The following is a 26685-nucleotide window of genomic DNA, read 5'->3' as shown; positions in this document are numbered from 1 at the left end:
CGGCCCGCGCCACCCGCGCGCAACACCGCCGAACACACCACCCGGCCCGCGCCCACCCGCGCAACGCCGCCCGAGCGCCCCACCCGACCCACGTTCACCCGCGCGCAACGCCGCCCGTGTGCGCAACGCCGCCCGAGTGCTCGACGCCCAGTTCGTTCCGGGGCCATTCGCGGCCCTCGACGCTCTCGACCGATCGGTTGAACCGCGTCAGTACCTCGAACAGTTCGCGTCGTTCGCCCTCGTCCCAGGAGGCCAGGACGCGTTCCAGGCCGTGGCAGTGGGTGGCGCGCTCCCCCGCGAGCCGTTCCGCGCCGCCCGCGGTGATCCGTAGCTTGCGGGCGAGGCCGCCGTCCGGGTCCGCGATCCGTTCCGCGTCGCCGGCCCGCAGCAGCGCGGCCACCTGGCGGTTCACGGTCGAGGTGTCGAGCCGAAACGCCTCCGCGAGTTGCCCGATCGACATCGGCCCCTCGACCTCGAGCCGGGTCAGCAGCAGGTAGGCCGACCGCTCCATGCCGTCACCGTGCCGCTTGCCCATGACGTGGTGCCGAGCGATCAACATCAACTCTCGCTCGATGCCTTCCAACACGTCCGCTCCCGCCTTCACACCAATGCGCCTGCCCGGAAACCTGGCGCCATGCCCAGGCAATGTGCACGATACACACCATGTGTATCGTGCACATTGGTTGACCGCAGCAACCACCCGGCGATCCTCTGGAGGCAGTCCGTGACCGGTCCGAGCGGCATACCCGAGCCGAGCCCGGCGGGCGCTCCCGCTCGTCCGCCCGAGCCCGTGGACCGGGCCGGGTCGGTGGTGGCGGTACTGGCGTTCTGCGGCGTGGTCGTGGCGCTCATGCAGACCCTGGTCGTCCCGCTGCTGCCCAACCTGCCCAAACTGCTCGACACCTCGCCCGCCAACGCCTCCTGGGTGGTCACCGCCACCCTGCTCTCCGGCGCGGTCTGCACTCCCGTGATGGGCCGACTCGGCGACATGTTCGGCAAACGCCGGATCCTGATCGTCAGCCTCGGCCTGATGGTCGCGGGCTCGGTGTTGTGCGCGCTCTCCGACACACTGCTCCCGATGGTGCTCGGCCGTTTCCTCCAGGGCGCGTCGTTCGGCGTGATCCCGCTGGGCATCAGCATCATGCGGGACGAACTCCCGCCCGCGAAGCTGGGTTCCTCGATCGCGCTGATGAGCGCGACGCTGGGCATCGGCGGCGCGATCGGGCTGCCGGTGGCCGCGCTGATCGCGCAGAACGCCGACTGGCACATGATGTTCTGGGCCGCGGGCGCGATCGGCGCGCTCGACGTCGTGCTCGTCCTGCTCCTGGTGCCCGAGTCGCCGGTCCGCCTGCCCGGCCGCTTCGACTTCGCCGGTGCGGGCGGGCTGTCCGTCGGATTGGTCGCCCTCCTGCTCGTGATCACCAAGGGCGCGGACTGGGGCTGGGGCAGCACGGTCACCCTGGTCCTGCTCGCCGTCGCGGCGGTCGTCCTGGCCGGCTGGGGATGGCTCGAACTGCGCACCGCACAACCACTCGTGGACCTGCGCATCTCGGTGAAGCCGCAGGTGTTGTTCACCAACCTCGCCTCGGTGGTGGTCGGCTTCGCGATGTTCGCCCAGTCGCTGGTGTTCCCGCAGGTGCTGATGAACCCGGAGAACACCGGCTACGGGCTGGGCAAGAGCATGGTCGTCGCGGGCCTGTGCATGGCGCCGTCCGGCATCGTGATGATGCTGGTCTCGCCGCTGTCCGCGCGCCTGTCCGCGGCCCGCGGCCCGAAGGTCTCGCTGCTGGTGGGCACCCTGGTGATCGCGATCGGCTACGCGCTCTCGGTGTTCATGCTCGACGCGGTCTGGAAGATCGTCGCGATGGCGGTCCTTTCGGCGGTCGGCGTCGCGTTGGCGTACGCCGCGATGCCGTCGCTGATCATGCAGGCCGTGCCGATCGGCGAGACCGGTTCGGCGACCGGTCTGAACACGCTGATGCGCTCGATCGGCACCTCGACCTCCAGCGCGGTGATCGGCGTCGTGCTCGCGAACATGACGATGCGCGCGGGCGGCCGGGAGTTCCCCTCCCACGACGCCTTCGTGACCGCGCTGTGGTTGGGCTGCGGAGCGGCCGTCCTGGGCCTGCTGGTCGCGCTGTTCATCCCCGGGCGCAAACCGGTCGAAGCCGCGCAGATCCCGACGCAAAACCGTAAGGAGGGCTCCCCGGCGGTCCGAACGGCCACCTGACGGCGCATCAATTCCCGCGTCGCACATGGCCAAAACCAACCCGGGTAGCCGATGCTCGTAAGTCTTACCCCGGCGCCGACCTCACGATTGGGAGATCGCCACCCCCATCCCACCCTTCGACAGGGAGACACCATGAGCCTTCCCACCTTCCGTGGATCGCGTTCACCCGCACCCGACCCGGCTCCCGGGCCGACCTGGACCACCGAGGCCGAGTGGCAGCGCCAGGCGTTGCCGGTCGCGCTGCCGGAGGACTGGCCGGGCCTGGCCGGCGGACTGGTGGTGGTCGCGGCACACCCGGAGGACGCGCTGCTGGGCGTGGGCGGACTCATCTCCCGCGCGGTCGCCGCCGGCTCGCCGGTGCGGGTGGTCAGCGTCACCGACGGCGACGCGTCGCACCCGGGCAGCCGGTTACCGGGTTCGGTGCTGGCCGCACGGCGGGTCCGCGAGTCCGACCGGGCGTTCGCCACGATCGTCGGCAATCCCGGCGGAGTGGCCCCGGTCGAGGTGATCCGGCTGCGCATCCCGGACCGCACGGTCAGCACTCACGAACGGGATGTGGTGGACCGGCTGATCCCGCTCGTCTCGGGCTTCACGCTGTGTGTGAGCAATTGGCGCGAGGACGGCTTCGCCGATCACGAGAGCACCGGTCGCGCGGCCGACGTGGCGTGCCGGGAGACCGGTGTGGGCCTGCTGGAGTTCCCGTTGCGCATGTGGCAGTGGGCCCGCCCGGACGACGGTCGGGTGCCGTGGAGCCGGGCGCTGCGGGTCGACCTGACCGAGGTGCAACAGGCCCGCAAGGAGCGGGCGCTGTCGTGCCTGGCCTCCCAGATCGCGCCGCTGGTGCCGGGCCGGGACGACCGGGTGCCGCTCCCGCCGGAAAAGCTCGCGTACTTCCGGCGCCCCTTCGAGGTGCTCTTCCGCTGACCCGACGGGGCCTCGCGCCGAACGCGGATGCGCGTTCCCCTTCCCGTGCGGGCGTGAGCCCGGCGGCTTCGACCGGCCGGCGATCAATGCTCGGCGACCGTCGCGCCGCTCGGGAGTCGGGGAACGCGCGCGGTCGCATCGACGGCGTGCGCGGGTGGTCAGCCCGGGATCATCAGCCGCTCGCGCAGCGACGCCAGAGTGCGGGCGAGAAGGCGGGACACGTGCATCTGTGAGATGCCGATCCGCTCACCGATCTGCGCCTGAGTCAGATTTCCGTAGAACCGCATGACCAAAATGGCGCGCTCGCGCTGCGGCAGTTCGGCCAGCAGCGGGCGCAGCGCCTCGCGGTACTCGACCAGATCGAGCGCGTGGTCCTCGGAGCCGAGCCGGTCGCCGACCGTCTCCTGGCCGTCCGCGTCGCCGTAGGCGGTCTCGTCCAGCGAGGTCGCGGTGTACACCGTGCAGGCGTCCAGACCCTCGAGCACCTCCTCCTCGGTGATGCACAGGCGCTCGGCCAACTCGCGCGGCGTGGGTGTGCGTCCGTGCAGCGCGGTCAGTTCGTCGGTGGCGCGCAGCAGTTCGGTGCGCAGTTCGCGCAGCCGGCGGGGCACCCGCACGGACCACGAGGTGTCCCGGAAGAAGCGCTTGATCTCGCCGATGATGGTCGGCATGGCGTACGCCATGAAGCTGCTGCCGCGATCGGCCTCGTAGCGGTCGATCGCCTTGATCAGGCCGATCGTGCCGACCTGGACGATGTCCTCGACCGGTTCACCGCGGCGCCGGTAGCGCCCGGCGGCGTGCCGGACCATCGGCAGGTTCAACTCGACCAGCAGCCCGCGCAGGTACGAGTGGTCCACGGTGCCCGGTTCCAGCGTGGCGAGCCGGGCGAGCATCAGATCGCCCGCCGCCCGGGCCATCGGCGTGGGCAGCCGGGTGACCAGATGCGGGTGCGCCAGCAGGTCGTCGAGATCGACGGTCGGCGGCGGCGGGGGGGCGGCGGCGCGGGGTTCCGCGGTCGTGTCGAGGGTGCTCAGGCGCACGGCCATGCAGGGTCTCCCAATCCGGATGGATGGACACCGATAACCCCGAGCGACATCGAGTCTGTGACCTGGAGCACAGGAAGATCAAGAGCCCTCCGGGGGTACGTCCTGACGTCAGGATCGCGACATGCGGTCCCACCTCGGGAAACGACGGACCGACGAAACGGAAAAAACGAACGAAAGCAGCCCATACGGCGCAACGAAACCAGGCATCGGGTAATCAAACGTCTGCCAAACGTGTCCGGAAAACGCCACGAACCACCACCCGAATGCTCGGGTGGTGGTTCGTGTGGCGCAGGCCGATCGAGAAAACGATCGAGTTGGCGTCGGAATCGATCGACTTCGATCCCGGGCGCCCGGATCGGACCGGTCAGCCCAGTTCGAGCAGCAGGTCGCCGGCCTCGACCGAGGACACCGGGCCGATCGCCAGCCGGGCCACGGTGCCCGCGCTCTGCGCCGTGATCGACGCCTCCATCTTCATCGCCTCGATGGTCGCCACCGTGCCGCCGGCCTCGACCTCGTCGCCCACGGCCACCTGGAGGGTGACCACCCCGCTGAACGGCGCGGCCACGTGCTTCGGGTTGTCCGGGTTGGCCCGCTCGCTCTCCGGACGGGCCGGCTTGACCGAGCGGTCGCGCACCGAGAGCACCCGCGGCTGGCCGTTCATCCGGCAGTACACGGTGCGGAAGCCGCGCTCGTCCGCGTCGCCGACCGCCTCGACCGCGAGGTAGAGCGAGACCCCCGTGGACAACTTGATGGCCAGTTCCTCGCCCTGGACCAGGCCGTACAGGAACGGCACGGTCGGCACCGCGGAGACGTCGCCGTACAGCCGCTCGGCCTCGTCGTAGTCCTTGGCCGGGCCGGGGAACAGCAGCCGGTTGAGCGTGTCGCGCAGTTCGTCGCCGTCCAGCGCGGCATCCTGCTCCGCGGTCAGTTCCACGGTGCGGGTCGAGCTCGCGGTGCGACCCGCGAGCGCCCGGGTGCGGAACGGCTCGGGCCAGCCGCCGGGCGGGGTGCCCAACTCGCCCTGGAGGAAGCCGATCACCGAGTCCGGCACGTCGAACGCGCCCGGGTCGGCCTCGAACTTGGCCGGGTCGGCGCCCACCGCGCTCAGGTGCAGGGCCAGGTCGCCGACCACCTTGCTGGACGGGGTGACCTTGACGATGTTGCCCAGGATCCGGTTCGAGGCCGCGTAGGCGTCCTCGATGTCCTCGAACTTGTGGCCCAGGCCCAGCGCGATCGCCTGCTGGCGCAGGTTGGACAGCTGGCCGCCGGGGATCTCGTGCCGGTAGACCCGGCCGGTGGGCGCGGGCAGGCCGGACTCGAACGGCGCGTACGCCTCGCGCACCGCCGCCCAGTAGGGCTCCAGGGCGCACAGCGCGTCCAGGGACAGGCCGGTGGCACGCTCGGTGTAGTCGGTCGCGGCCACGATCGCGGACAACGGAGGCTGGCTCGTGGTGCCCGCCAGCGCGGCCGAGGCGCCGTCGATCGCGTCCACGCCCGCCTCGACGGCGGCGAGGTAGGTGGCCAGCTGGCCACCCGCGGTGTCGTGGGTGTGCAGGTGCACCGGGAGGTCGAAGCGCTCGCGCAGCGCGCCGACCAGCGTGCGGGCGGCGGGCGCCCGGAGCAGCCCGGCCATGTCCTTGACGCACAACACGTGCACGCCGGCCTCGACCAGCTGCTCGGCGAGCCGCAGGTAGTAGTCCAGCGTGTACAACTTCTCGGCCGGGTTGGACAGGTCGCCGGTGTAGCACAGCGTGCCCTCGGCGATCGCGTGCGTGCCCAGGGTGGCCTCGATCGCCGGACGCATCGCCTCGATGTCGTTGAGCGCGTCGAAGATCCGGAACACGTCGATGCCGGTGCGGGCGGCCTCCTCGACGAACTTCACGCACACCTTGTCCGGGTACGGCGTGTATCCGACCGTGTTGCGACCGCGCAGCAACATCTGGATGTTGAGGTTGGGCATGCCCTCGCGCAGCGCCGCCAGGCGGTGCCACGGGTCCTCCTTGAGGAAGCGCAGCGCGACGTCGTAGGTCGCGCCGCCCCATGCCTCGACACTGAGCAGTTCGGGCGTCATCCGCGCCACGTAGGGCGCCGCCGCGGCGAGGTCGTACGTGCGTACCCGGGTCGCCAGCAGCGACTGGTGCGCGTCGCGGAACGTGGTGTCGGTGATCGCCAGCGCGCTCTGCTCGCGCAGCGCCCGGGCGAAGCCGGTCGCGCCCAGTTCGAGCAGCCGGTCCCGGCTGCCCGCGGGCAGGTCGCCGGTGGGCAGTTCGGGCAGCTTGGTGCGCGGGACGGCGATGCTCGGGGTCGGGCCGTACGGACGGTTGACCGTGACGTCGGCCAGGTAGGCGAGCAGGCGCGTGCCGCGGTCGGCGCCGGGGCGCGAGCGCACCAGTTCGGGGTGCTCGTCGATGAACGACGTGGTGATCCGGCCCTCGCGGAAGGCCGGGTCGTCGAGCACGGCCTGGAGGAAGGGGATGTTGGTCGCGACGCCGCGGATGCGGAACTCGGCCACCGCGCGCCGGGCCCGGCTGACCGCGTCGGCGAAGGTCCGGCCCCGGCAGGTCAGCTTGACCAGCATCGAGTCGAAGTAGGGCAGCACCTCCGCGCCGGTGTAGGTGCCGCCGTCCAGGCGCACGCCCGCGCCGCCCGGTGAGCGGTAGGCGGACACCGTGCCGGTGTCCGGGCGGAAGTCGGCCGCGGGGTCCTCGGTGGTGATCCGGCACTGCAGGGCCGCGCCCTGGATCCGGATCTCGCTCTGCACCAGGCCCAGGTCGGCCAGGTTCGCGCCGGCGGCGACCCGCAGCTGGGCCTGGACCAGGTCGACGCCGGTGATCTCCTCGGTGACCGTGTGCTCGACCTGGATGCGCGGGTTCATCTCGATGAACACGTACCGGCCGCGCTCGTCGAGCAGGAACTCCACGGTGCCCGCGTTGCGGTAGCCAACCGCCTCGGCGAAGCGCACCGCGTCCGCGCAGATCCGGTCCCGCAGCTCGGGGTCCAGGTTGGGCGCGGGGGCGATCTCGACGACCTTCTGGTGCCGCCGCTGCATCGAGCAGTCCCGCTCGTACAGGTGCACCACGCCGCCGTCGGCGCCGGCGAGGATCTGCACCTCGATGTGGCGCGGGCGGATCACCGCCTCCTCCAGGAAGACCGTCGGGTCGCCGAAGGCGGTCTGCGCCTCGCGCATCGCGGTCTCGATCGAGGAGCGCAGGTCCTCGCGCCGGTCCACCTTGCGCAACCCGCGACCGCCGCCGCCGGCGGCGGCCTTGACGAAGATCGGGAAGCCGATCGCGTCCGCGGCGGCCACCAGTGCGTCCACGTCGTCCTGCGGCGGCGCGGTCTGCAGGGTGGGCAACCCGGCACCCTTCGCGGCCTCCAGCGCGCGCACCTTGTTGCCCGCGAGCGAGAGCACGTCGGCCGAGGGGCCGACGAAGGTGATCCCGTTCGCCTCGCACGCCTCGGCGAGCAGCGGGTTCTCGGACAGGAAGCCGTAGCCGGGGTAGATCGCGTCGGCACCACACGCGATCGCCGCGCCGACGATCGTGTCCACGTCCAGGTAGGCACGCAGCGGATGGCCCCGCTCGCCGATCTCGTAGCTCTCGTCCGCTTTTTGGCGATGCAGGGAGTGCCGGTCCTCGTACGCGTAGACGGCGACCGTGGTGATGTCGAGCTCGGTGGCGGCGCGCAGGGCGCGCACGGCGATTTCGCCTCGGTTGGCCACCAACAGCTTACGGATCACGAGCTACGTACCTCCTTGCCCGGGGTGTCCGGGTGCGGGGGAAATCGGACGGGTGCCTCGGGACGACAGAGTGCCGTGCCTGTGGTGGGGCGGCGGCATCGGGGTCGAACCTGCGTGACTTTAGGACACGTGTGCAGGTGCCCCGCAGGCCCGGTCCACATGCCGGGCACGTCGGGGCGACTGCGAATGTGGACCTCACCTGCGAATTCCGGGTTCACCGGGGGTGGTGTGAGCTTGATCGCAGCCCGCATCGCGAGACGCGGCGGCATTGTCGAGCGGGTCGCGAGCCGCGACGATCTGGGCAGGGCCGCACCGCGGGCCGGGAAATGTCGGATCATGCCGGGAGCCGGGGAACGTCCCGGAGCGGAACCGGGAATTGGGGGCGACCGTGAGGGTTCGGATGGGCGTGGTGGTCGCGGTCGCGGCCGTCGTGCTGCCGCTGGCCGGATGCGACGACGGCGACGGCGGGAGTACGAAGGCGGACGGCGACAAGGGCCCGAGCCCGACCGCGAGCGGCGCCGGCGGCGGGGCGGGCGGCGATCTGCGCGCGGTGGACGCGTGCGCGGTGCTCACCGCCGAGCAGGTTTCGCAGGCGCTGGCGATGCCCGGGCTGCGGGCCGCGCAGAACCCGCTGGGCTGCGATTACGCGGCGGCCGACGGAGCCCCGGTGATCAGCACGATCGCGACCCGGTCGAAGACGTCGGGCGGTGTGGACAAGGCGCTGGAGGCCTATCTGGGCACCCTGGGCGACACCCGTACCGAGAAGGTCCCGGGTGTGGGCGACGCCGCGGTGTACGTCCAGCCCGACACGATCGGGGGCGTCCTGGTGGTGGCGGCCCGTCGAGGCGAGGAGACGGCGGTGTTCTCGCTCAACGCGGGCGGCGGCGATCCGCCGCCGAGCAAGGATCAGCTCGTCGCGTTGGCCAAGCTGGCGGTGGCGAAGCTGTGACCCGGACATGGCCCGAGGATAGGGCGCCGGGTCGACGCCGGGAACACCGACGATCGCCGTAGGGTGAACGGAACTTGACGCACGGTAACTGCCGGCTGCCCGAATCGGGCGCCGGCGGTGCGGGGTGGGCACGCAATCGGCATTCCCGACAACGAAGGACCAATGGCCCGGCTGTTTCCCGCGTCGGCGGGCACATGATGGGCAGGGGAGTTACACACCCCCGGCGCGGTGGGGACGGACAGGCGCCGGCGGGTCCGTACCTTGCGCAACGGGAGCGACGACTTGAGTGATCTCCTGACCACCCCGGGGCTGCGGCAAGACCGTTTCGAGCGCGACGCCGTGCCGTTTCTGGACCCGCTCTACCCCGCCGCGCTGCGGATGACCCGCAACGCCTCGGACGCGGAGGATCTGGTCCAGGAGACGTTCACGAAGGCGTACGCGTCCTTCCACCAGTTCCGGGACGGCACGAATCTGAAGGCCTGGCTGTACCGGATCCTCACCAACACCTTCATCACCTCCTACCGCAGGAAACAGCGGCAGCCGGTGGCGTCGGGTGTGCAGGAGATCGAGGACTGGCAGCTGTACCGGGCCGGGTCGCACGAGTCGACCGGGCTGCGGTCGGCGGAGACCGAGGCGCTGGAGCACCTGCCGGACTCGCAGGTGGTGGCCGCGTTGCGCGCGCTGCCCGAGGAGTTCCGGATCGCGGTGTATCTGGCGGACGTGGAGGGCTATCCGTACAAGGACATCGCCGCGTTCATGGACGTGCCGCTCGGCACGGTGATGTCGCGGCTGCACCGGGGCCGGCGGCGGCTGCGCGAGGCACTGGCGGAGTACGCGCACGAGCGCGGGTTCGTGGCCGCGGCCTAGCCCGGCGGTGGATCTCGGTGGGGCCGCCGCGCCCGGCGCCGGTGGGTGTCGGCCGGGGCGCGGCGGCGTTGTGGCCGGGTCGGCTGCGGGTGGCTGCCGCCGGTAGCCGGCTACCTGCTACAGGTACTTCTGGACCGCGGGCAGCAGGTCGTTGACCGTGTTGCCCTTGGCCGGTTGGCCGATCGCGGTGAGCACCCAGCCGTCGGCGCCGCGGGCCAGCTTGACCATGATCTGCGCGTTGTCCTGCGAGTCGGCGGTGGAGAGTTCGTAGCGCACGATTTCGCTTCCGTCGCTCTCGTCCACCAGCCGGCAGAACGCGTTGGCGACCCGGGAGAAGTCGTCGCTGGTGAACGCGCTGACCGTGAAGACCAGGGCCGTGATGCGCAGCGGCAGCGCGGCGAGGTCCACGATGATCGACTCGTCGTCACCCTCGCCGGCACCGGTGGTGTTGTCGCCGGTGTGCGTGACCGCGCCGTCCTTGGACACCAACTGCCTGGGCCACACGGTGTCCACGAGGCGGTGATCGGCGTCGAACAGCAGACACGACGCGTCCAGGTCGACGCCGGTGAGCGCCTGCAGACCCGGGCGCAGCCCCTCGTGCTTGATCGGGTCCCAGCCCAGTCCCATCCGTACCCGGGCGGCCGAATCGGCCGTGCCCTTGCCGATGGTGACGCGCTCCCCCTGTGCGAGAACGACCGTCATCGCAACTCCCCTCCGCGGTGGTTCCCCGATTGCGCGCCCCGTCGACGGACGCGGCGCGTGGATGGAGAGCATCCTAGGGCGAGCGGATCACTGCGGGAGATCGACCACTTCGTCATCACACGACGCACATCAGCCACTTCACCGCGTGATCGGAGGTGTCAGGCGGTGCTGCCGGGGCGGGGCGTGCCCGATGCCGTCGAGCGGTCGGGGATGTCGATCACCTCGGCGGCCGGTGGCGCGTTCACCTCGACCGGGACGTCGAAGTCGCCGTAGCTGACCGAGCCGCTGTTGGCGGTGGACTTGGACACGATCAGGACCGGGTAGGGCTTGCCGCCCTGGGCCTCGATGTAGATCTTGCCGCCGTCGCTCCCGGGCGGGCCGGTGAGCGGGATCATCTTGCGGCCGTTGATCGTCTCGGTGGGCAGCTTGACGCCGTCCTCGGGGAAGTTCTTCAGCGCCGCGCCCGGGTCGGCGACGGTGGTGATGTTGCGTACGCCGCGCAACTTCTCGCTGTTCGCGTCGCCCTTGAGCCACTTCCCGGCGAGCAGCTTGGCGGCCATGTCGCCGTCCACGGTGCCGACCAGCGAGCGGTACGCCTGCTCGTCGCCCCGGATGTACATCGCGGACTGCACCCGGCGCACCTCCAGCTTGACGCCGTTCTGCTCGATGGTGCCCTGGAAGTCCTCGCTGCCCCGGTCCACCCGCAGGTCGAGCTTGACCGCCTTGCCGGCGGAGACGATGTCCGCCACCACGTGCACGGTCTTGATCCGGGCGGCGGACTGCTTGGCCCGGCGGGCCAGTTCACCGACGTCGAGATCCTCGTTGCGGACGTTCTCGTCCAGCCCGGACCCCGCGCTCGAGGTCGCCGACACGGTGGGCGACGACTTCTCGATGGTGGACAGCGGACTCTGCTCGTCGCCACACGCGGTCAGCACACCGAGCGAAACGCACACCGCCACCACGGCCGCGACCCTGCTCCCCATCACGGGATTTCGACGCACAACCACTCCTCGCTCGCCCGACTGTCCTGCCCCTGTGACGGCCCACCCCACCGCCCGGTTCCCCCACCCAACGCTATGGCGCCAGGGGCCCGCCGTCCCACACACAATCCCGACCCGAAGCGAAGCCCCCCGGCCATCACCGCCGATCCGTGGCACGGGGGTGTCCCGTACCTGCGAACGTGATCCGGCAGGTGGCCCGAGTGGTGTCCACGAGGTACCGGATACGACCACCATCGGCCACCTCGTTCCGATCCCCCGCTGTCATCACCGGCCCGAGTGAAGTGGCGGGGTGGCGAAGACGCGGCATGGTGCCCGGGTGGGGTGTGGGGCGCAATAGCATCGGTGGGTCGGTTGTCGTGGCTGGAGGTCGGTTCGTGTCTGCTCTCGTCTCGCTTGACGGTCCGGTGTCGGATCGGCCAGATGCGGTCACGGTGGCCGGGGGGGCGATGTCGCGCGAGGCGTTGTTCGGGGCGGCGACCGCGTTGGCGGATCGCATCGCGGGTGCTCCGGCCGTCGCGCTGCGGGCGGACGCGAGCCTGGGCACCGTGGTGGCCGTGCTGGCCGGCCTGGTGGCGGGCGTCCCGGTGGTCCCGGTCCCGCCGGATTCGGGTCCGCTGGAGCGGGCGCACATCCTGTCCGACTCGGGCGCCGCGCTGCTGCTCGCGCCGGGGCCGTGGACGGACGCCGGGCTGCCCACCATGCCGATCGACCTCACCGCGCGCTCGACGAGCACCCACCCCGAGCCGGCCCCGGACACGACCGCGCTGATCCTGTACACGAGCGGCACCACGGGTGCGCCGAAGGGCGTGCTGATGCCGCACGCGGCGATCGCGGCGGGGCTGGACGGCGTCGCCGAGGCCTGGGCGTGGACGCCGGACGACGTGCTGGTGCACGGCCTCCCGCTGTTCCACGTGCACGGCCTCGTGCTGGGCGTACTCGGCGCGCTGCGGGTCGGCTCGCGCGTGGTGCACACCGGCCGGCCCAAGCCGGCGGCGTACGCGCAGGCCGGCGGCAGCCTGTACTTCGGCGTGCCCACGGTGTGGTCGCGGATCGCCCACGACCCGGAGTCGGCGCAGGCGCTGTCCGGCGCGCGGTTGCTGGTGTCCGGGAGCGCGCCGCTGCCCGTCCCGGTGTTCGAGCGGTTGGCCGAACTCACCGGACACCGGCCGATCGAGCGGTACGGCATGACGGAGACGCTGATCACGGTCAGCACCCGCGCGGACGGCGAGCGCCGACCCGGCTTCGTCGGGCTGCCGATCGCGGGCGTGCGCACCCGACTGGTCGGCGAGGACGGGTCGGCGTGTGCGCACGACGGCGAAACCGTGGGCGAGTTGCAGATCGATTCGCCGACCCTGTTCCAGGGCTACCTGAACCGTCCCGACGCCACCGCCGAGACGCTGACCCCGGACGGCTGGTTCCGCACCGGCGACGTCGCGGTGATCGACGCCGACGGCCGGCACCGGATCGTCGGCCGGGCGAGCACCGATCTGATCAAGACCGGCGGCTACCGGGTCGGCGCGGGCGAGGTCGAGAGTGCCCTGCTGGCGCACCCGGCGGTGCGCGAGGCGGCGGTGATCGGCGTGGCGCACCCCGACCTGGGCCAGGAGATCGTCGCCTTCGTGGTGCCGGCCGGCGACGTGACGGAGCATCAACTCATCGACCACGTCGCGACCGGCCTGTCCGCGCACAAACGACCCAGGCGCGTGCTCTTCGTCGCCGACCTGCCCCGCAACGCAATGGGCAAGGTCCAGAAGAAGCTACTGACGGACTGAGTCGACGCACGACACCGGCGGCGCGCCGGTCGACCGACGCGAACGGGGGCCGCGGCGGCCGGGGTTCGGGCCGGTCCACCGGCCGCCGGTGTTCGGGACGGTCAGTCGCGGCGCGCGATCAGGCTGGTTTCCGGGAGGCGGACCAGGGGGATCCGGCGGTCGGTGCGGGTCTGGTAGTTGTTGTAGTACTCGCGATCGGCGGTGAGTGCGGCCCAGGTCTTGGTGTACTCGTCGCCGTCGAGGATCTCGGCGGTGCTCCAGTACGTGGCGTGCTGGACCCGCACCAGCAACTGCGGGTTGGCCGTGCGGTCGGACAGGTTCACGAACCAGGACGGGTGCTTCGCCGCGCCCGCGAAGGAGCCGACCACGACGCGGTGGCCGTTCTCGTCCGCCCAGAACGGAAGCGCGACCTTGTGCAGCTTGCCGCTCTTGCGGCCGACGGTGTGGACCAGCACGTGGTTCATGCCCGCCAGGAGCCAGACGTCGTCGCCGTCCGACTGCTCCATCTGCGAAACGTGCTCTTTGGTGAAGAGAACGATCTCCTCGGGCGAGGGCTCGATGAACTCGTCGTTCTTCTGTTCCACCATGTTCGATCTCCAGGGAGCACGTGCGGCAGGTCGGTTGCGCGACTCTAGTCCGGCCCCCTTCAACCATCAATGGCCGTCCGCCGATCCGAACGTGGGCCGCGTCACGGCGCGGCAACCCACGGATAGGCGGCCACGGCCCGCTCCAAATCCGGACTCAGCATCTCCTCCAGCACCGCCCCCGGGTGCACGAAACCTCGTGGGCCTCGCCACGGGTCCAGCCCGCCGCCGGGTCGTCCCGCATCGGCCGCCTCGAGTGCCTCGATCTCGCGGACGAGCCGACGGTGCCGCCGAAACGAGCCGCGGTGGTCGCGGAACACGGCCCGGCCGAAGCACACCACCGGGATCAGGAGCACGGCGCTGCCGAGGATCACCCCGAGACCCGTCGCCCGGTCCGCGTCGTCCCCATCGCCGAGGTAGGTGTCCACGCCGAACCACAACCCCAGACCGACCGGCGCGAGCAGCAGACCGATCATCGTCGAAGCGAAGGTCACCCCGGTCGCGGCGGCGTTGGCCCGATAGGTCCACGAGTGCGCCCGGGCCAGCCACAGGCGGCGCAGGATCTCGTCCGGCGGCACCGGGACAAGCGGCAGCCGGGGCGCGGGCCAGATCCGCGGATGAGGCACGTCCGGCGTCGGATCGGGCAGGTACTCCCACCCCGCCTGGTCGTGCCAGGTCTCTCCCGGGACGGGCGTGAACGACATCGCCGGCGGGACCGGAACCTCCCGCGCCTTCCGCGCGGCCCGATTCCCCAGTGCGTAGCCGCACACCGCCAGGACGACCGCAACCAGGCCGAGCACGGCGAAGAACCCGATGGTGAACGTGCGCTCATCGGGCTCGGTGTCCTCCCACACCATCGGTGCGGTCACCGCCACGATCACGGCCAGTGCGAGCGCAAGCGTCTTCAACAGGTATGCCAGGAACCGCATGTCTCCCCCATGGACCGACTCCGCACCGAGCCCGGACCGAGCCGGGAGCGACTCCGAACCGAGCCCGGACCGGAGGGACTTCGGGACACACCGTGTCAGTCGGTGACGGTCGCACACGTGCCCGTGATCACATCGTTGCGGGCCGAGCCCGCGCCGATCCCCCTCGTAGGATCACGCCAGGTCGGCGACGACAGATACCCGGGGAGGCGACAACCAGCCATGAGTGCACGGCGTTTCGTGGTGGTCAGTGGAGCCGGCAGCGGGATCGGCCGGGCCGTCGCGCGTCGGTTCGCCGCGCAGGGCGACCATGTGACCGTGCTCGGCCGGCGGCCCGAACCGATCGCCGCCGTCGCCGAGGAGATCGGCGGCAGCGCACTCGCCGTCGACCTGACGGACCCTCATGCGGTCGAGCGGGCCCGCGCATTGCTGCCCGAGCGGGTCGACGTCCTGGTCAACAACGCCGGTCAGCGGCTGCCCACACCCACCGAACCCGATCTGGCCGGCGTCGCCGACCACTGGCGGCGGATGTACGACCACATCGTGTTGCCCACCGTGCTGCTCACCGAGGCCCTGCTCCCCCGCCTGGCCCGCCCCGGCGGCCGGATCGTGTCCATCGGCTCGACGGCCGGCCTGCGCGGCAACAACGCCTACGGCGCCGCGAAGGCCGCCGTACACGCCTGGAACCACACCCTCGCGGCCCGGGTCGGCCCGGAGGGCATCACCGCCAACATCGTCATCCCGGGCTACATCGCCGACACCGAATTCACCTTCGACATGGTGCAGGACGCCGCCGAACACGCCCGTCGCGCGGACTCCACCCTGGTCAAGCGGGTCGGCCGCCCCGAGGACATCGCCGCCGCCGTCGCCTTCGTGGCCTCCCCCGAAGCGGGCTACATGACCGGCGAGTTCGTCAACGTCAGCGGCGGCCACGTCCTGGGCCGCTGACCGAGCCGGTGGCCATGGCCGTGGCCGACGAACGGCGTCGAAGCCGGGCCACGCCGCAGCCGTCACCCGTCCCCATCCGGATGCGCCCCGGCCGGCCCGAGCCGCACACCCGTCGGGAACGGGTGAGCGGCCACAACCCCTCAGGGCCGAGTGAACGCCGGGCTGTTGCTGTCCGTCGGCACGGCCGCCAGTGGCTCCGCGATTTCCGCATGCGTCGGTCCGACCTCCGCCGCCAGCGCGTCCAGTGCGGCCAGGTCGAAGCCGTACAACGTCGCCGCGTTCCCGGCCAGGATCGCCCGCAGTTCGGCCGGCGACGCGTCGTGGAACGAGCGGCGCAGCGCCTCGCGCGTGTACGGGTAGGTCCCCTCGTCGTGCGGGTAGTCCGCGCCCCACATGTACCGGTCCACCCCCAGTTCGTGTCGCGCGGCGGCCTCGGTGGGCGACGGGAAGCTCGCGCCCACCCAGCAGTTCCGGGCGAAGTACGCGCTCGGCGGCTCCGGCAGCCGATCGGCCTCGGTGTACTTGAGTTCACCGATCCGGCCGGTCGCCATCTGCGCGTGGTAACCGTCCAACTGCCGGAGCACCGGCGGAATCCAGGCCGCGCCCTGCTCGGTGATCGCGAACTTGAGCCGGGGGAAACGCGCGAACGCCCCGGACAACAACATGTGGGTCAGCGGTCGGCGGGAGAACAGCGTCGCCTCGGCGATCCACAGGAAGGTCGACGCCGGGTAGGCACCGTAGTCCGGGCTGCCCGATCCGCCGTGGTTGACCACCGCCAACTCCAGGTCCTGGCACACCTCCCAGAGCCGGTCCCACTCCGGCGCGTACAGCGGCAGGATGCCGCTCACATCCGGCGGTGTGGTGGGGATGAGGATGCCCGCGAGGCCGTGCTCCCTGGCCCACACCGCCTCCGCGACCGCGTCCTCGACGTTGTTCAGGAACACCTGGGCCAGCCCGGCCCGCCGCACCGCGTTCGGCCCGCCGCACCACTGGGCCAGCCAGCGGTTGTGCGCCCGGATCCCGGCCAGCCGACGGGCATAGGAGTGCGCCGACGGCGGCCGGGCGAGCAGTTGCCCGGTCGGGAAGAACGGCGGCACGGTGTTGGGGAACACCACCTCCGCGACGATCCCGTCCGCGGCCAACTCGGCGACCCGCCGGTCGTCGTCCCAGTTGCGGGTGCGCCCGTCGCCCTGGAGGTCCCGGAACGGATTGCGGTAGCGCTCCCGCCAGTCGTCGAACTCCGCCCGCCAGGACGGGTCCAGGAACTCGCGATAGGTGTCCATCCCGGCACCGGCGTGCCCGTCCGCCGAGATGATCGTGTGGCGATCCGACACGGCCTTCACCCCTCCCCACCCAGCTTGAACACCCGCATCGCGTTCTCGCGCAGGAACTTCGCCCGCACCTCGGGCTTGAACGGCACGTCCGGCAGCTCGCGGAAGATCCGCTCCAGGGACAGACCCATCGGGTAGTAGCCCGCGTACATCACCTTGTCCGCACCACGCGTGTTCGCGTAGTCGACGATCGCCTTCGGGTAGTACTTCGGCGCGAACGCCGAGGTCATGTAGTACAGCCCGGGCCACTTGAGCATCAGCTTGACCGCGAGGTCCTCCCACGGCTCCGCGCCGTGCCGCATCACGATCCGCAACTCCGGGAAGTCGTAACAGACTTGGTCGAAGTGCATGACGTCCTGACACGCGGACGGCACGCGCGGTCCGGCGATGCCGGCGTTGGAGACGATCGGCAGGTCCAGGTCGATGCAGGTCTGGTAGATCGGGTAGTAGCGCCGATCGTCCACCGGCACCTGCGGATTGCAGCCGGCCGGGAAGGTGGTCACCGCGACGATGTGGTGTTCCTCGTACGCCTGCCGGATGCGCCGGACCGTCCTGGTGATGTCGTTCGGGTCCACCTCCAGCGTCGGCCGAAAGCGCTTCGGATGCTCGGCGATCGCCCGCAGCGCGGTCTCGCTCAGGCCGACCAGGCCGATCTCGACGCCGCACGCGTCCATCCGGCCCAGGGTCACTTGGACCGGATCGACACCCTCGTCCAACCGATTCGGCACGCCCTTGAACATGTACTCGGCGGGGAACTCCATCTCGCCGCTCTCCGCGTCGCGCAGTTGCGGCTTCAGGAAGTCGTAGTGACTCTTGGCCTGTGCACTCGGGAAGCCGATCATCAAATCGATCGCCCCCGGCCCGGCCGTGGACCCGACAGCGGACATGGCAAACCCCCTGCACCATCAAGTTGATTGACTCCATCAACTTAACAGCCGCAGGGGGAACGAGCCATAGCCAAGGCGGCACGCCGGCACCGAGGCCGCCGAACGGCAGCCCGCGCGGCGGATCGGCGCGTCAGCGGTTGGTCATCGCCTGCTTGATCAGCGTCCGCCCGAAGTCCCACATCAGCCCGGTGCCCTTGTGCGCGTCCTGCATCACGTCCACGAAGCCCGCCACGAAGTGCTCCACGTCCTGCGGCCCGACCACATACGGCGGCAGCAGCTTGATCACGTCCATGTGGTCGCCCGCGACCTGGGTCAGCACCCGGTGCCGCTGGAACATCGGCACCACGACCATCTGCGCGAACAGCCCGTGTCGGGCCGCCTGCAACGCCGTCCACCCGGCGCGCAGCTTGAGCGAGCGCGGCTTGCCGAACTCCAGGCCGATCATCAGGCCCCGCCCGCGCACCTCGGCGAACAGCTCGTACTTGTCGATCAGCGGGGCCAGCCCGGCCACGAACGCGTCGCCCATCCGCGCGCTGTTGCCGATCAGGTCCTCGTCGTCGAGCACCGCCAGCGTGGCCAGACCCGCCGCCATCGCCTGGTTGTTGCCGCCGAACGTGCAGTCGTGCACGAGCACGCGGTCCATCGTCGAATAGACCTTCTTGAACACCCAGTCCCGGGTCAGCGTCGCGCCGATCGGCACGTATCCGCCGGACAGCGCCTTGGCGACCGTGACGATGTCCGGCTCGACGCCGTCCTCCCACTGGTACGCGAAGAACTTCCCGGTGCGGCCCATCCCGGTCTGCACCTCGTCGGCGATCAACAACGCGCCGTGCTCGCGCAGCAACTTCTGCGCGGCGGCCAGCCAGCCCGGCGGTGGCGCGAGCACGCCCTTGCCCAGAATCGGCTCGATGATCAGCGCCGCGACGTCGCCGCGCTTCAACTCCCGGGCCAGCGCGTCCAGATCGCCCAGCGCGATGCCCACGTCCGGCAGCAGCGGCTCGAAGCCCTTGCGGAACTCGGCCGCGCCGTTGACCGAGAGCGCACCGGTGGTCAGCCCGTGGAAGGCGTGGTCGATGTAGACGATCCGGCGCCGCCCGGTGGCGAAGCGGGCGAACTTCAGCGCGGCCTCGACCGCCTCGGTGCCGCTGTTGCAGAAGTACACCCGGTCCATCCCGGGCGCCCGGGCGAGCAGCCGGTCCGCCAGCGCGGCGGCCAACGGCGGCGTGTGGAAGTGCACGATGTCCGGCAGATCGAGCGCGATCACGTCCTGCATCGCCTTGCGCACCACCGGGTGGTGCCGGCCCACACCGTAGGTGCCGAACCCGGACAGGAAGTCCAGGTACCGATCGCCCTTGTCGTCGTACAGGTACGGCCCCTCGGCCCGGACGTAGTTGCGGTCCATGCCGATGGTCCGCAGCACGCGCGGGAGTTGCGGGTTGAGGTGCTTCGCGTGCAGCTCGAAGCCGCGGTCCGCGTACGCCTCGTACGTCTCACCCAGGTCGAACGTCATCGCCCGCCCTACCTCCTGACTTGGTTCGCTCGTCGTTGGCCCAGTCAAGCAGGGCCGGGGTCGCGTGGCGCAATGTACGGAACGCCTTGAAGCCGTCCACCAGCAGGCGGGGGCGCAGCAGTTCCCGCTCCGGGGTGTCGGTGATCACCCGGACCACCCCGGCCGGCCGACCACCCGCCGCCGCGAGCAGGTACGCCGACTCCATGTCGGCCGCCAGCACACCGCGCTCGCGCAGCGCCTGCCGCCCCCGGCCCTTGACGAGCCTGTCCACGGTCTCGATCGGACCGTGGTGCAGCCTCAGCTTGGGCGAGACCCGGTGCATCCACTCCAACAGCAGCTCGGAGGTGGGTAGTTCGACCACCGTGCCGTCTCCACCGCGCACCTCGGAGGCGACCACCACGTCGCCCACCCCGACCCCCGCGCCCACGCCCGCGGCGAAACCCGCGACCACGAGCGCGCCGTACTCCTCTTCCGGGAGCGCGGACAAGGCCCGCGCCCGAGCGCGAGCCTTGTCCGGTCCCATCCCCGCGCGCACCACGCGCACGTCGAACGCGCCCATCAGCCCCGCCTCGACCGCGCGCATCTCGATCCGCAGCGGGGTGACCACCATCAGGGGCATCGTTCAGCCTGTCGTCCTGGCGGCCGTCGTTTCGGCAACCGTCGTCTTGGCATACCGACCCAGCGCCATCACGGGGAAGACGAGCCGGTACATGTGGTACTTGATGTAGAAGTCGCCGGGAAAGCCGGTGCCGGTGAACTGCGGCTCGTCCCACCCGCCCAGCGCGTTCTGATGGTCGGTCAGCCAGTCGATCCCGCGCTGCGCGACCGCGCCGAACTCACCGGCCGCGTGCAGGGCCAGCAGCGCCCACGCGGTCTGCGACGCGGTGGATTCGCCGCGCCCGGACCAGGTCCGGGGCTGGTCGTAGCTGCGCAGATCCTCGCCCCAGCCGCCGTCCGGGTTCTGTCGGGTCTCCAGCCAGCGCACCGCGCGCCGGATCGCGGCATGCCGCGGATCGACACCGGCGGTGACCAGCGCCGGCACCACCGCACCGGTGCCGTAGATATAGTTCGCGCCCCAGCGGCCGAACCAGGAGCCGTCGCTCTCCTGGTGATCCATCAGCCACTTGACGCCGTCCACGACATACGAGCTGTAGCGGGCGCCGCCGTCGGCGAGCATCTCCACGATGTGCGCGGTGACGTCGGCCGAGGGCGGGTCGGTGACCGCGCCGAAGTCGCAGAACGGCAGCTTGAGCGGCAGGATGCTGACGTTGTCCGCGTCGAACGCCCCCCAACCGCCGTCCTTGCTGCGCATTCCGGCCGTCCACCGCTCGGCCCGGTCCAGCACCGCGGCCTTGCGCGCCCCGTCCGGGTGGTCGGTGTAGCGCAGGGCCATCACGATCTCGGCGGTGTCGTCGGTGTCCGGGTAGTAGTCGTTGGCGAACTCGAAGGCCCAGCCGCCCGGTTCCAGGTCCGGCCGCTGCACCGCCCAGTCGCCGACCTCGCGGATCTCCTCGTCCATCAGCCACCCGGCGGCCTTGACCACGCGCGGGTCGGACGCCGGAACTCCCGCGTCCCGCAAGGCGACCAGCGTCAACCCGGTGTCCCACACCGGCGACTGGCACGCCTCGAACCGGCGGCGCAGCTCGCCGTCCTCGTCGGTGTCCACGATGGTGAAGCCGTCCAGGCCCTTGATGCCCTGGGCCATCACCGGGTGGTTGAGCGGATAGCCCATCAGCCGCAGCGCGATCAGCGAGTAGACCCACGGCGGTTGGATCCCGCCCCAGCCGCCGTCCGCCTCCTGACGCTGCACGATCCACTGCGCGGCCTTGCGCCGGGCGGCCTGCCGAAACGGCTTGAACGGCGCCTTGTGGTACTGGTGCAGCACCGCGTCGAGCGCGCGGAACACCTTGGACCACGGGTCGTCGGCCGTCGGCCGGCCCTTGACCACGCCGGTCGGACGCAGTTCGGCGAGGTCGAACGGCGCGGGCCGCACCGGGCGCATCGAGCTGACGATGGTCAGCGGAACGATGGTCTGGCGGGCCCAACAGGCGAAGTCGTAGACGTTGAGCGGGAACCACTTGGGCAGGTGGATGATCTCCGGCGGGAGCACCGGCAGGTCGTCCCAGGACCACCAGCCGAAGAAGGCCAGCCAGAACCGGGTGAACACCCGGGTGTTGGCGATGCCGCCGCCCTCTCGGATGAAGGCCGCCGCGGCGGCCATGTGCTTGGCGTCGAGGTCGTCACCGGCCAGCTTGAGCGCGACGTAGGCCTCGACGGTCACCGACAGGTCGGCGGGACCGCCGTAGAAGGTCGCCCAGGTGCCGTCCGAGCGCTGGTTCGCGCGGATCCAGCGGGCGCTCGCCAGGGTCTGCTCCTCGGTGCGGATGCCCAGGAACTCGCGGAAGAGCAGATCCTCCGCGTCCATCGTGACGTTGGTCTCCAGCTCCCCCTTCCACCAGCCCGCATCGTCCTGAAGCTCCATCAGGTGGGCGACGGCCCTGTCGAGCGCTCCCTTGACTCTGTCGTCGTCGACGTCGCCGATTCCCGGCTGGACGGTCACTGTCATCTCTTCACAACTCCCGAGTGGTGGTGAAGGCCGCGAGTGAGGTCAGGTCCGTATAGGTACCTTGCGGGACGTCCAGGGAATCCAGGCAGGCCATGGCCTGCTCCAGGCGCCGTGCCGCCTCGGTCTCGGTACGGGCACGTCCGCCCGCCTCCTCGACCAGGCGGGCGGCCAGGGCGAGTCCCTCCTCGTTGCGCGGTCCTTCGTCCGTGTAGATGCGCGCCAGCTCGCGTCCGGCGGTCGTGTCGCTCGAGAGGGCGGCGACGACCGGGACGGACTTCTTGCGCCGGCGCAGGTCGTTCCAGGCGGGTTTGCCGGTCACCTCGGGTCGCCCCCAGATGCCCAGCAGGTCGTCCACCGCCTGGAAGGCGACGCCGAGGTGATGCCCGAAGCCGTACAGCGCCTGCACGGTGCGCTCGTCGGCGCCCGCGAGGGCCGCCCCGATCGCCGACGCGCAGGCCAGCAGGGCCCCGGTCTTGTTGCCGGCCATGGTCAGGCACTCGTCGACGGTGACGTCGAGCCGGGCCTCGAAGGACAGGTCCTGGGACTGTCCGTCGATCAACCGGGCGGTGGCCTCGGTGAGCAGGCGGGCGGCGCGATCGCCGTCCGCGTCGTCGGCGTCCATCAGGACCTGTTCGGCCAGCACGAGCAGACCGTCGCCGGCCAGGACGGCAAGTCCCGGACCGAAGACCTTCCACGCGGTGGGCCGATGCCGGCGTTCCTCGTCGCCGTCCATGAGGTCGTCGTGGATCAGCGAGAAGTTGTGCACGAGTTCGACCGCGACGGCGCCGGGCACGCCCACGTGGGTGGGCGCGCCGACCGCCTCGGCGGACAGCAGCGCGAGCGCGGGGCGCAGTGCCTTGCCGCCGTTGCCGGGCAGCTCGCGACCGGCCTCGTCGGCCCACCCCATGTGGTACGCGGCCACGCGGGCCAGCGGCGGTTCGAGTCGGGCCGTCGCGACCCGCAGCGCGGGGCGGCTCGCCTCGCGCGCGCGATCGAGCACGGCGGGGGCGATCGATGCGTCGGCGAGCGTCATAGCGGCGTCGTCCTCTCCGGAATGGCACGGGTGCGGCCGAGATGCGGGAGGGCCTCACGGGCGGCGGAGAGACCGCTGCGAACGGCACCCTCCATCGTCGCGGGCCATCCGGTGGCGGTCCACGCCCCGGCCAGGGCGAGACCGGGGAGCGCGGTCCGAGGGCCGGGACGAAGCCGGCCCGAACCGGGGGCGGGACGAAAGGTCGCGGCGCGTTCCTTGGTCACCACGAACCGCTCGACCCGGGCATCCCGGGCCGAGGGCAGTACGCGGGCCAGCTCCGGGACGAACCTATCCCGCAGCTGCGCACTCGTCAGGTCGATTTCCCGACCCGCCGCGGACAACGACACGGCCACGTAGCGACCGGCGGCCAGACCGTGACCGGCGCTGCGGTCGAACATCCACTGGACCGGGCCGCCGATGCCTGCGGCGAGCGGGACGTCCAGCACAGGGCGGTCGTAGACCACGTGCAGGTTCACGATCGGCGAGGTGCCGAGCCCGGCCAACAGGTTCGGATCGGCCGGCATGTCGCCCAGGAGCAGGGCGCCCGCGGGCAACAACCTGGCCGCGTCGTAGTGCGGCACGGCCAGCACCACCGCATCCGCCTCGATCCGCTCGCCCCCGGCGAGTATCGAGAAGACGCCCGCGCCGAGGTCGAGCGTGTCCACCCGGGTGCGCAGGTGCACCCGCACACCCGCCCGCTCCAGCGCGCGGGTCGCGGCGTCGCCGTGCAGTTCCTGGAGCGGAACCAGGCTCCAGCCGATGTCGGCGCCGTCGTTGCGGTCGAGCACGCCGGTGCGGAAGACCTTGACCGCCATCCCGAGCGAGGCCTCGGTCGCGGGCAGGTTGAGCGTGGCGATCCCGATCAGGTCCCACATCGCCTCGCGCTCGCGGGCGGTGACGCCGAAGCGGTCCAGCCAGGCGGCGAAGGTGAGGTCGTCCAGGGCCGGGTCGGCCGGGTCCAGCCGGCGCAGCGCGAGCGCGGCCAGGCCGACCCGGGCCCGGCCGGCCATGGTCAACAGCGGGTACCGGGCCAGCGCGGAGGACAGGTGCAGCGGGGCGGGCAGGGCGGATCGGCGCAGTCGGGTGCGGGTGCCCCAGGGGGTGCGCACCGGGACGTCCATCCGGGGTTGGAGGTAGACCTTGTCGGCGCTGCCGATCCGCTCCAGGAAGGAGATGTACTCGGTGCAGCAGCGCAGGAAGACGTGTTGCCCGTTGTCGAGCCACATGTCGTCGCGGCGCAGCGAGAACGTCGCACCACCCAGCCTGGGCCGGCCCTCCAGGAGGGTGACCTCGACGCCGGTGTCGGCGGCGGCCAGCGCGGCGGTGATGCCCGCCAGGCCGCCCCCGATCACCACCATGCGTGCGCTCATGCCTTGCTCCGTACCCACGTGATCAATCCCTGTACCGACCCCTGCGGCCGGCCTGCCGCTCCGGCCTCGGGCCGGTCATCGAACGACGTTCACCGCCTGCGCGCGAGCAGCGAGTGCGCACCGACCGGCAGCCCGGCGAGTGCCCGCGTGGCGATCTCGGCCTTCTCCCAGTTCGGGAGGGAGAGCCGACCTATCAGCACCTGGCCGGGCTCCTCCACGATCCTGGTCAGCAGTCGGCGGTAGATGCCGGCCATCGCGCCGGTGCTGGCCGCGCTGCGCCGGTCGAGCAGCGGGAGCAGGGTCAGTCCCCGTTCGAAGAGTTGCTCGGCGCGCGCGCCCTCGAACCGGACCAGGTCCTCGAACGCGGCGCTCCGGGTGAACCGCCCGTCCTTGTGCCACGCGTCCTCCAGGCCGAACTTGGCCAGGTCCTCACGCGGCAGGTAGACCCGGCCGTTGTCCTTGTCCTCCTTGATGTCGCGGAGGATGTTGGTGATCTGCAGCGCGATGCCGAGAGTGTCCGCCAGGTCGGGCGCGTGCAGCGAGTCGCGCGAGCCGAAGATGCCCAGCGAGAGCCGGCCGACGGTGCCCGCGACGCAGCGGCAGTAGACCCGCAGTTCGTCGAAGGTCTCGTACTCGGTCTCGCGCACGTCCATCTCGACGCCGTCGATCAGCTCGTCGAGCGCGGCCAGCGGGATCGGGAACCGGGTCGCGGCATCGGCGAGCGCGACCGCGACGGGATCGCGATCCGCGCTGAGGTCCTTGAGCTGCTTGCGCATCCGGGCCAGCTCCGCGATCTTGCGATCCGCCGGCAGGTCGCCGTCGCCGATGTCGTCGATCTCTCGCGCGAAGGCGTACACGGCGCTGAGCGCGAGGCGCTTGGGCTCGGGCAGCAGCCTGATGCCGTAGTAGAAGTTGCGTGCCTGATTGCGGGTCAGGCGCTCGCAATACGCATACGAAGCGTCGACGTCCATGGTTCCCCTTTTACCTCTTTCGTACCAGTACGCCGGACAGCTCGCGCAGCAGGGTGGCCTTGCCGGGCTTCGCCCGATGGGCCAGGACGTCGAAACCGGCGTCCTTGATCGCGGCCACGGCCGCTCGTCCACCGGCCACGAACCCGGCGATCGCGAGGCGCTCGCGCCCTCGCAGTGTCCGCGTGAGCGGTGCGCCGAGGCGCAGCAACTGCGTCGCGCGGTGTGTCTCGTAGGCGATCAGTCGCCGCACCGCGGGTGCGGCGGCGGGCGCGGCCAGGTCCGCCTCGGTGACGCCGAACCGGTTCAGGTCCTCCTTGGGGAGGTAGATCCGGTCGCGTTCGAGGTCTTCGGCCACGTCCTGGAGGTGTTCGACGATCTGGAGTGCGGTGCAGATCTCGTCGGAGCGCGCGATGCGCTCCTCGTCGGCGCGCCCGAACACGTGCAGCACCAGCCGGCCGACCGGGTTCGCGGACAGCGCGCAGTAGGCGGCGAGGTCCGCGTACGTCGCGTAGCGGCGCACCACCTGGTCCTGTCGGTTGGCCTCGATCAGGCCCAGGAACGGTTCGATCGGCAGGTCGAGTTCGCGCACGCTCGGTTGCAGCCGGCGCAGCACCTCCAGCTCGGGGGTGCCGGTGAACACGCGACGCAGGTCGCCTTCGAAGGCGTCGAGCTGGGCGACCCGGTCCCCCTCGGCCTCGTCGCCGATGTCGTCCACCAGGCGGGCGAAGCCGTAGACGGCGAGCAGGTGGCGCCGGTGGTCGGGGCGCAGGATCCCCATCGCCACGGGAAAGTTCTCGTGGCCGGCCTGACGCATGACCACGTCCGGGTCGATGACCGCGGCGTCGATGCCCGCCGTGTCGTCGCCGCTCGCGCCGGGCGCGCGCTCGAGACCGCGGGAATCACTCCCCATAACTCTCCCTGGGCCCCCGAAAACATTCCCAACATTACAGTTGGCCAGGAATTCGTGCCGTCCCGGTCGGTCTGACGGTTCAGCTTGCCCGATCGAAGTCGGATCGATCAAGCACCGAGAACACGCGTGTCATAGCTCACCCGGACTTTTCCTTCGCGAAACACTTTTGTTATCACCGCGAACCTCTCGCACGCCGTTGCCGATCCCCGTACCACTCAGGACGTCCGGCGTGCCCGGGTGGTTTCCGGGCACCTGAGGAGGTTTCGTCTCCCGATCCCCTCCTTGCGGAGTAGTGCGGAGTTCCGCCTTCCGCATGAGGAGTACGGCGATTATCCGTGCGCAATGGACCAAGTGGGGTCGATAAAGCGAGTGGCCGGCGAAATGTTGATCAACTTTCCGGATTTGCGGAATACCCGGAG

22 protein-coding genes are annotated in these 26685 nt (G+C 71.0%); 6 read left to right on the top strand and 16 right to left on the bottom strand.

Going from position 1 to position 26685, the window contains the following annotated elements; all coding sequences use genetic code 11:
- Positions 1–94: 94 nt before the first annotated feature.
- Complete coding sequence (locus tag ACFZBU_RS19625; protein ID WP_391585144.1) at positions 95–559, bottom strand: MarR family winged helix-turn-helix transcriptional regulator; 465 nt, start codon at positions 557–559, stop codon at positions 95–97.
- Between the two features lie 231 nt (positions 560–790).
- Here ACFZBU_RS19625 and ACFZBU_RS19620 point away from each other — a divergent pair, with 231 nt between their 5' ends.
- On the top strand, positions 791–2230 hold the full coding sequence (locus ACFZBU_RS19620) for an MFS transporter (protein ID WP_391585143.1): 1440 nt from the start codon (positions 791–793) through the stop codon (positions 2228–2230).
- A 132-nt stretch (positions 2231–2362) separates the two neighbouring features.
- On the top strand, positions 2363–3154 hold the full coding sequence (locus tag ACFZBU_RS19615; protein WP_391584875.1) for a PIG-L deacetylase family protein: 792 nt from the start codon (positions 2363–2365) through the stop codon (positions 3152–3154).
- A gap of 158 nt (positions 3155–3312) precedes the next feature.
- On the opposite strand, the gene ACFZBU_RS19610 is transcribed toward ACFZBU_RS19615, so the two are convergent.
- Positions 3313–4200, bottom strand: coding sequence for an RNA polymerase sigma factor SigF (locus ACFZBU_RS19610; protein ID WP_355542514.1), 888 nt, complete (start codon positions 4198–4200; stop codon positions 3313–3315).
- 364 nt (positions 4201–4564) lie between these two features.
- A complete protein-coding gene (locus ACFZBU_RS19605) occupies positions 4565–7939 on the bottom strand; it encodes a pyruvate carboxylase (protein WP_391584874.1) in 3375 nt (1124 codons plus the stop codon).
- Between the two features lie 388 nt (positions 7940–8327).
- Here ACFZBU_RS19605 and ACFZBU_RS19600 point away from each other — a divergent pair, with 388 nt between their 5' ends.
- Together ACFZBU_RS19600 and ACFZBU_RS19595 are read left to right on the top strand one after the other, a co-directional pair.
- On the top strand, positions 8328–8888 hold the full coding sequence (locus tag ACFZBU_RS19600; protein WP_391584873.1) for a DUF3558 family protein: 561 nt from the start codon (positions 8328–8330) through the stop codon (positions 8886–8888).
- Positions 8889–9170: 282 nt separating this feature from the next.
- On the top strand, positions 9171–9755 hold the full coding sequence (locus ACFZBU_RS19595) for a sigma-70 family RNA polymerase sigma factor (protein ID WP_391584872.1): 585 nt from the start codon (positions 9171–9173) through the stop codon (positions 9753–9755).
- 117 nt (positions 9756–9872) lie between these two features.
- Here the strand turns inward: ACFZBU_RS19595 and ACFZBU_RS19590 are convergent, their stop codons facing one another.
- Positions 9873–10457 (bottom strand): TerD family protein, encoded by a 585-nt coding sequence (locus tag ACFZBU_RS19590; RefSeq protein WP_391584871.1) that lies wholly within the window; start codon positions 10455–10457, stop codon positions 9873–9875.
- A 158-nt stretch (positions 10458–10615) separates the two neighbouring features.
- Positions 10616–11458, bottom strand: a complete 843-nt coding sequence (locus ACFZBU_RS19585) for a hypothetical protein (RefSeq protein WP_391584870.1) — start codon at positions 11456–11458, stop codon at positions 10616–10618.
- A gap of 404 nt (positions 11459–11862) precedes the next feature.
- Here ACFZBU_RS19585 and ACFZBU_RS19580 point away from each other — a divergent pair, with 404 nt between their 5' ends.
- Positions 11863–13230, top strand: coding sequence for an acyl-CoA synthetase (locus ACFZBU_RS19580; RefSeq protein ID WP_391585142.1), 1368 nt, complete (start codon positions 11863–11865; stop codon positions 13228–13230).
- Positions 13231–13331: 101 nt separating this feature from the next.
- On the opposite strand, the gene ACFZBU_RS19575 is transcribed toward ACFZBU_RS19580, so the two are convergent.
- Positions 13332–13817, bottom strand: coding sequence for a nitroreductase/quinone reductase family protein (locus tag ACFZBU_RS19575; RefSeq protein WP_391584869.1), 486 nt, complete (start codon positions 13815–13817; stop codon positions 13332–13334).
- Positions 13818–13918: 101 nt separating this feature from the next.
- A complete protein-coding gene (locus tag ACFZBU_RS19570) occupies positions 13919–14743 on the bottom strand; it encodes a hypothetical protein (protein ID WP_391584868.1) in 825 nt (274 codons plus the stop codon).
- Between the two features lie 219 nt (positions 14744–14962).
- On the opposite strand from ACFZBU_RS19570, the gene ACFZBU_RS19565 reads away from it, so the two are divergent.
- Complete coding sequence (locus ACFZBU_RS19565; RefSeq protein WP_391584867.1) at positions 14963–15688, top strand: SDR family NAD(P)-dependent oxidoreductase; 726 nt, start codon at positions 14963–14965, stop codon at positions 15686–15688.
- 140 nt (positions 15689–15828) lie between these two features.
- Here the strand turns inward: ACFZBU_RS19565 and ACFZBU_RS19560 are convergent, their stop codons facing one another.
- From ACFZBU_RS19560 to hpnC, 9 genes are all read right to left on the bottom strand, one after another.
- Complete coding sequence (locus tag ACFZBU_RS19560) at positions 15829–17022, bottom strand: amidohydrolase family protein (RefSeq protein ID WP_391584866.1); 1194 nt, start codon at positions 17020–17022, stop codon at positions 15829–15831.
- Positions 17023–17027: 5 nt separating this feature from the next.
- Positions 17028–17906 (bottom strand): amidohydrolase family protein, encoded by an 879-nt coding sequence (locus ACFZBU_RS19555; RefSeq protein WP_391584865.1) that lies wholly within the window; start codon positions 17904–17906, stop codon positions 17028–17030.
- A 130-nt stretch (positions 17907–18036) separates the two neighbouring features.
- Positions 18037–19416 carry an aspartate aminotransferase family protein gene (locus ACFZBU_RS19550; RefSeq protein ID WP_391584864.1) on the bottom strand — a complete coding sequence of 460 codons (1380 nt, stop codon included), beginning with the start codon at positions 19414–19416 and terminating at the stop codon, positions 18037–18039.
- Positions 19397–20026, bottom strand: coding sequence for a 1-hydroxy-2-methyl-2-butenyl 4-diphosphate reductase (locus tag ACFZBU_RS19545; protein ID WP_391584863.1), 630 nt, complete (start codon positions 20024–20026; stop codon positions 19397–19399). Before ACFZBU_RS19545 ends, ACFZBU_RS19550 begins: the two co-directional genes overlap by 20 nt.
- 12 nt (positions 20027–20038) lie before the next feature.
- Positions 20039–21982 (bottom strand): squalene--hopene cyclase, encoded by a 1944-nt coding sequence (gene shc / locus ACFZBU_RS19540; protein WP_391584862.1) that lies wholly within the window; start codon positions 21980–21982, stop codon positions 20039–20041.
- 4 nt (positions 21983–21986) lie between these two features.
- Entirely contained in the window at positions 21987–23015 is a 1029-nt protein-coding gene (locus ACFZBU_RS19535; protein ID WP_391584861.1) for a polyprenyl synthetase family protein, read from the bottom strand.
- Entirely contained in the window at positions 23012–24385 is a 1374-nt protein-coding gene (gene hpnE / locus ACFZBU_RS19530; RefSeq protein ID WP_391584860.1) for a hydroxysqualene dehydroxylase HpnE, read from the bottom strand. Before hpnE ends, ACFZBU_RS19535 begins: the two co-directional genes overlap by 4 nt.
- Positions 24386–24474: 89 nt before the next feature.
- Positions 24475–25356, bottom strand: a complete 882-nt coding sequence (gene hpnD / locus ACFZBU_RS19525; RefSeq protein ID WP_391584859.1) for a presqualene diphosphate synthase HpnD — start codon at positions 25354–25356, stop codon at positions 24475–24477.
- A 10-nt stretch (positions 25357–25366) separates the two neighbouring features.
- Complete coding sequence (gene hpnC, locus ACFZBU_RS19520; RefSeq protein ID WP_391584858.1) at positions 25367–26266, bottom strand: squalene synthase HpnC; 900 nt, start codon at positions 26264–26266, stop codon at positions 25367–25369.
- Positions 26267–26685 lie beyond the last annotated feature (419 nt).

Origin of the sequence: Embleya sp. NPDC008237 (genome assembly GCF_042956465.1) — a bacterium.
Classification (GTDB): domain Bacteria; phylum Actinomycetota; class Actinomycetes; order Streptomycetales; family Streptomycetaceae; genus Embleya.
This window is presented reverse-complemented; position numbering and strand designations above follow the sequence as displayed.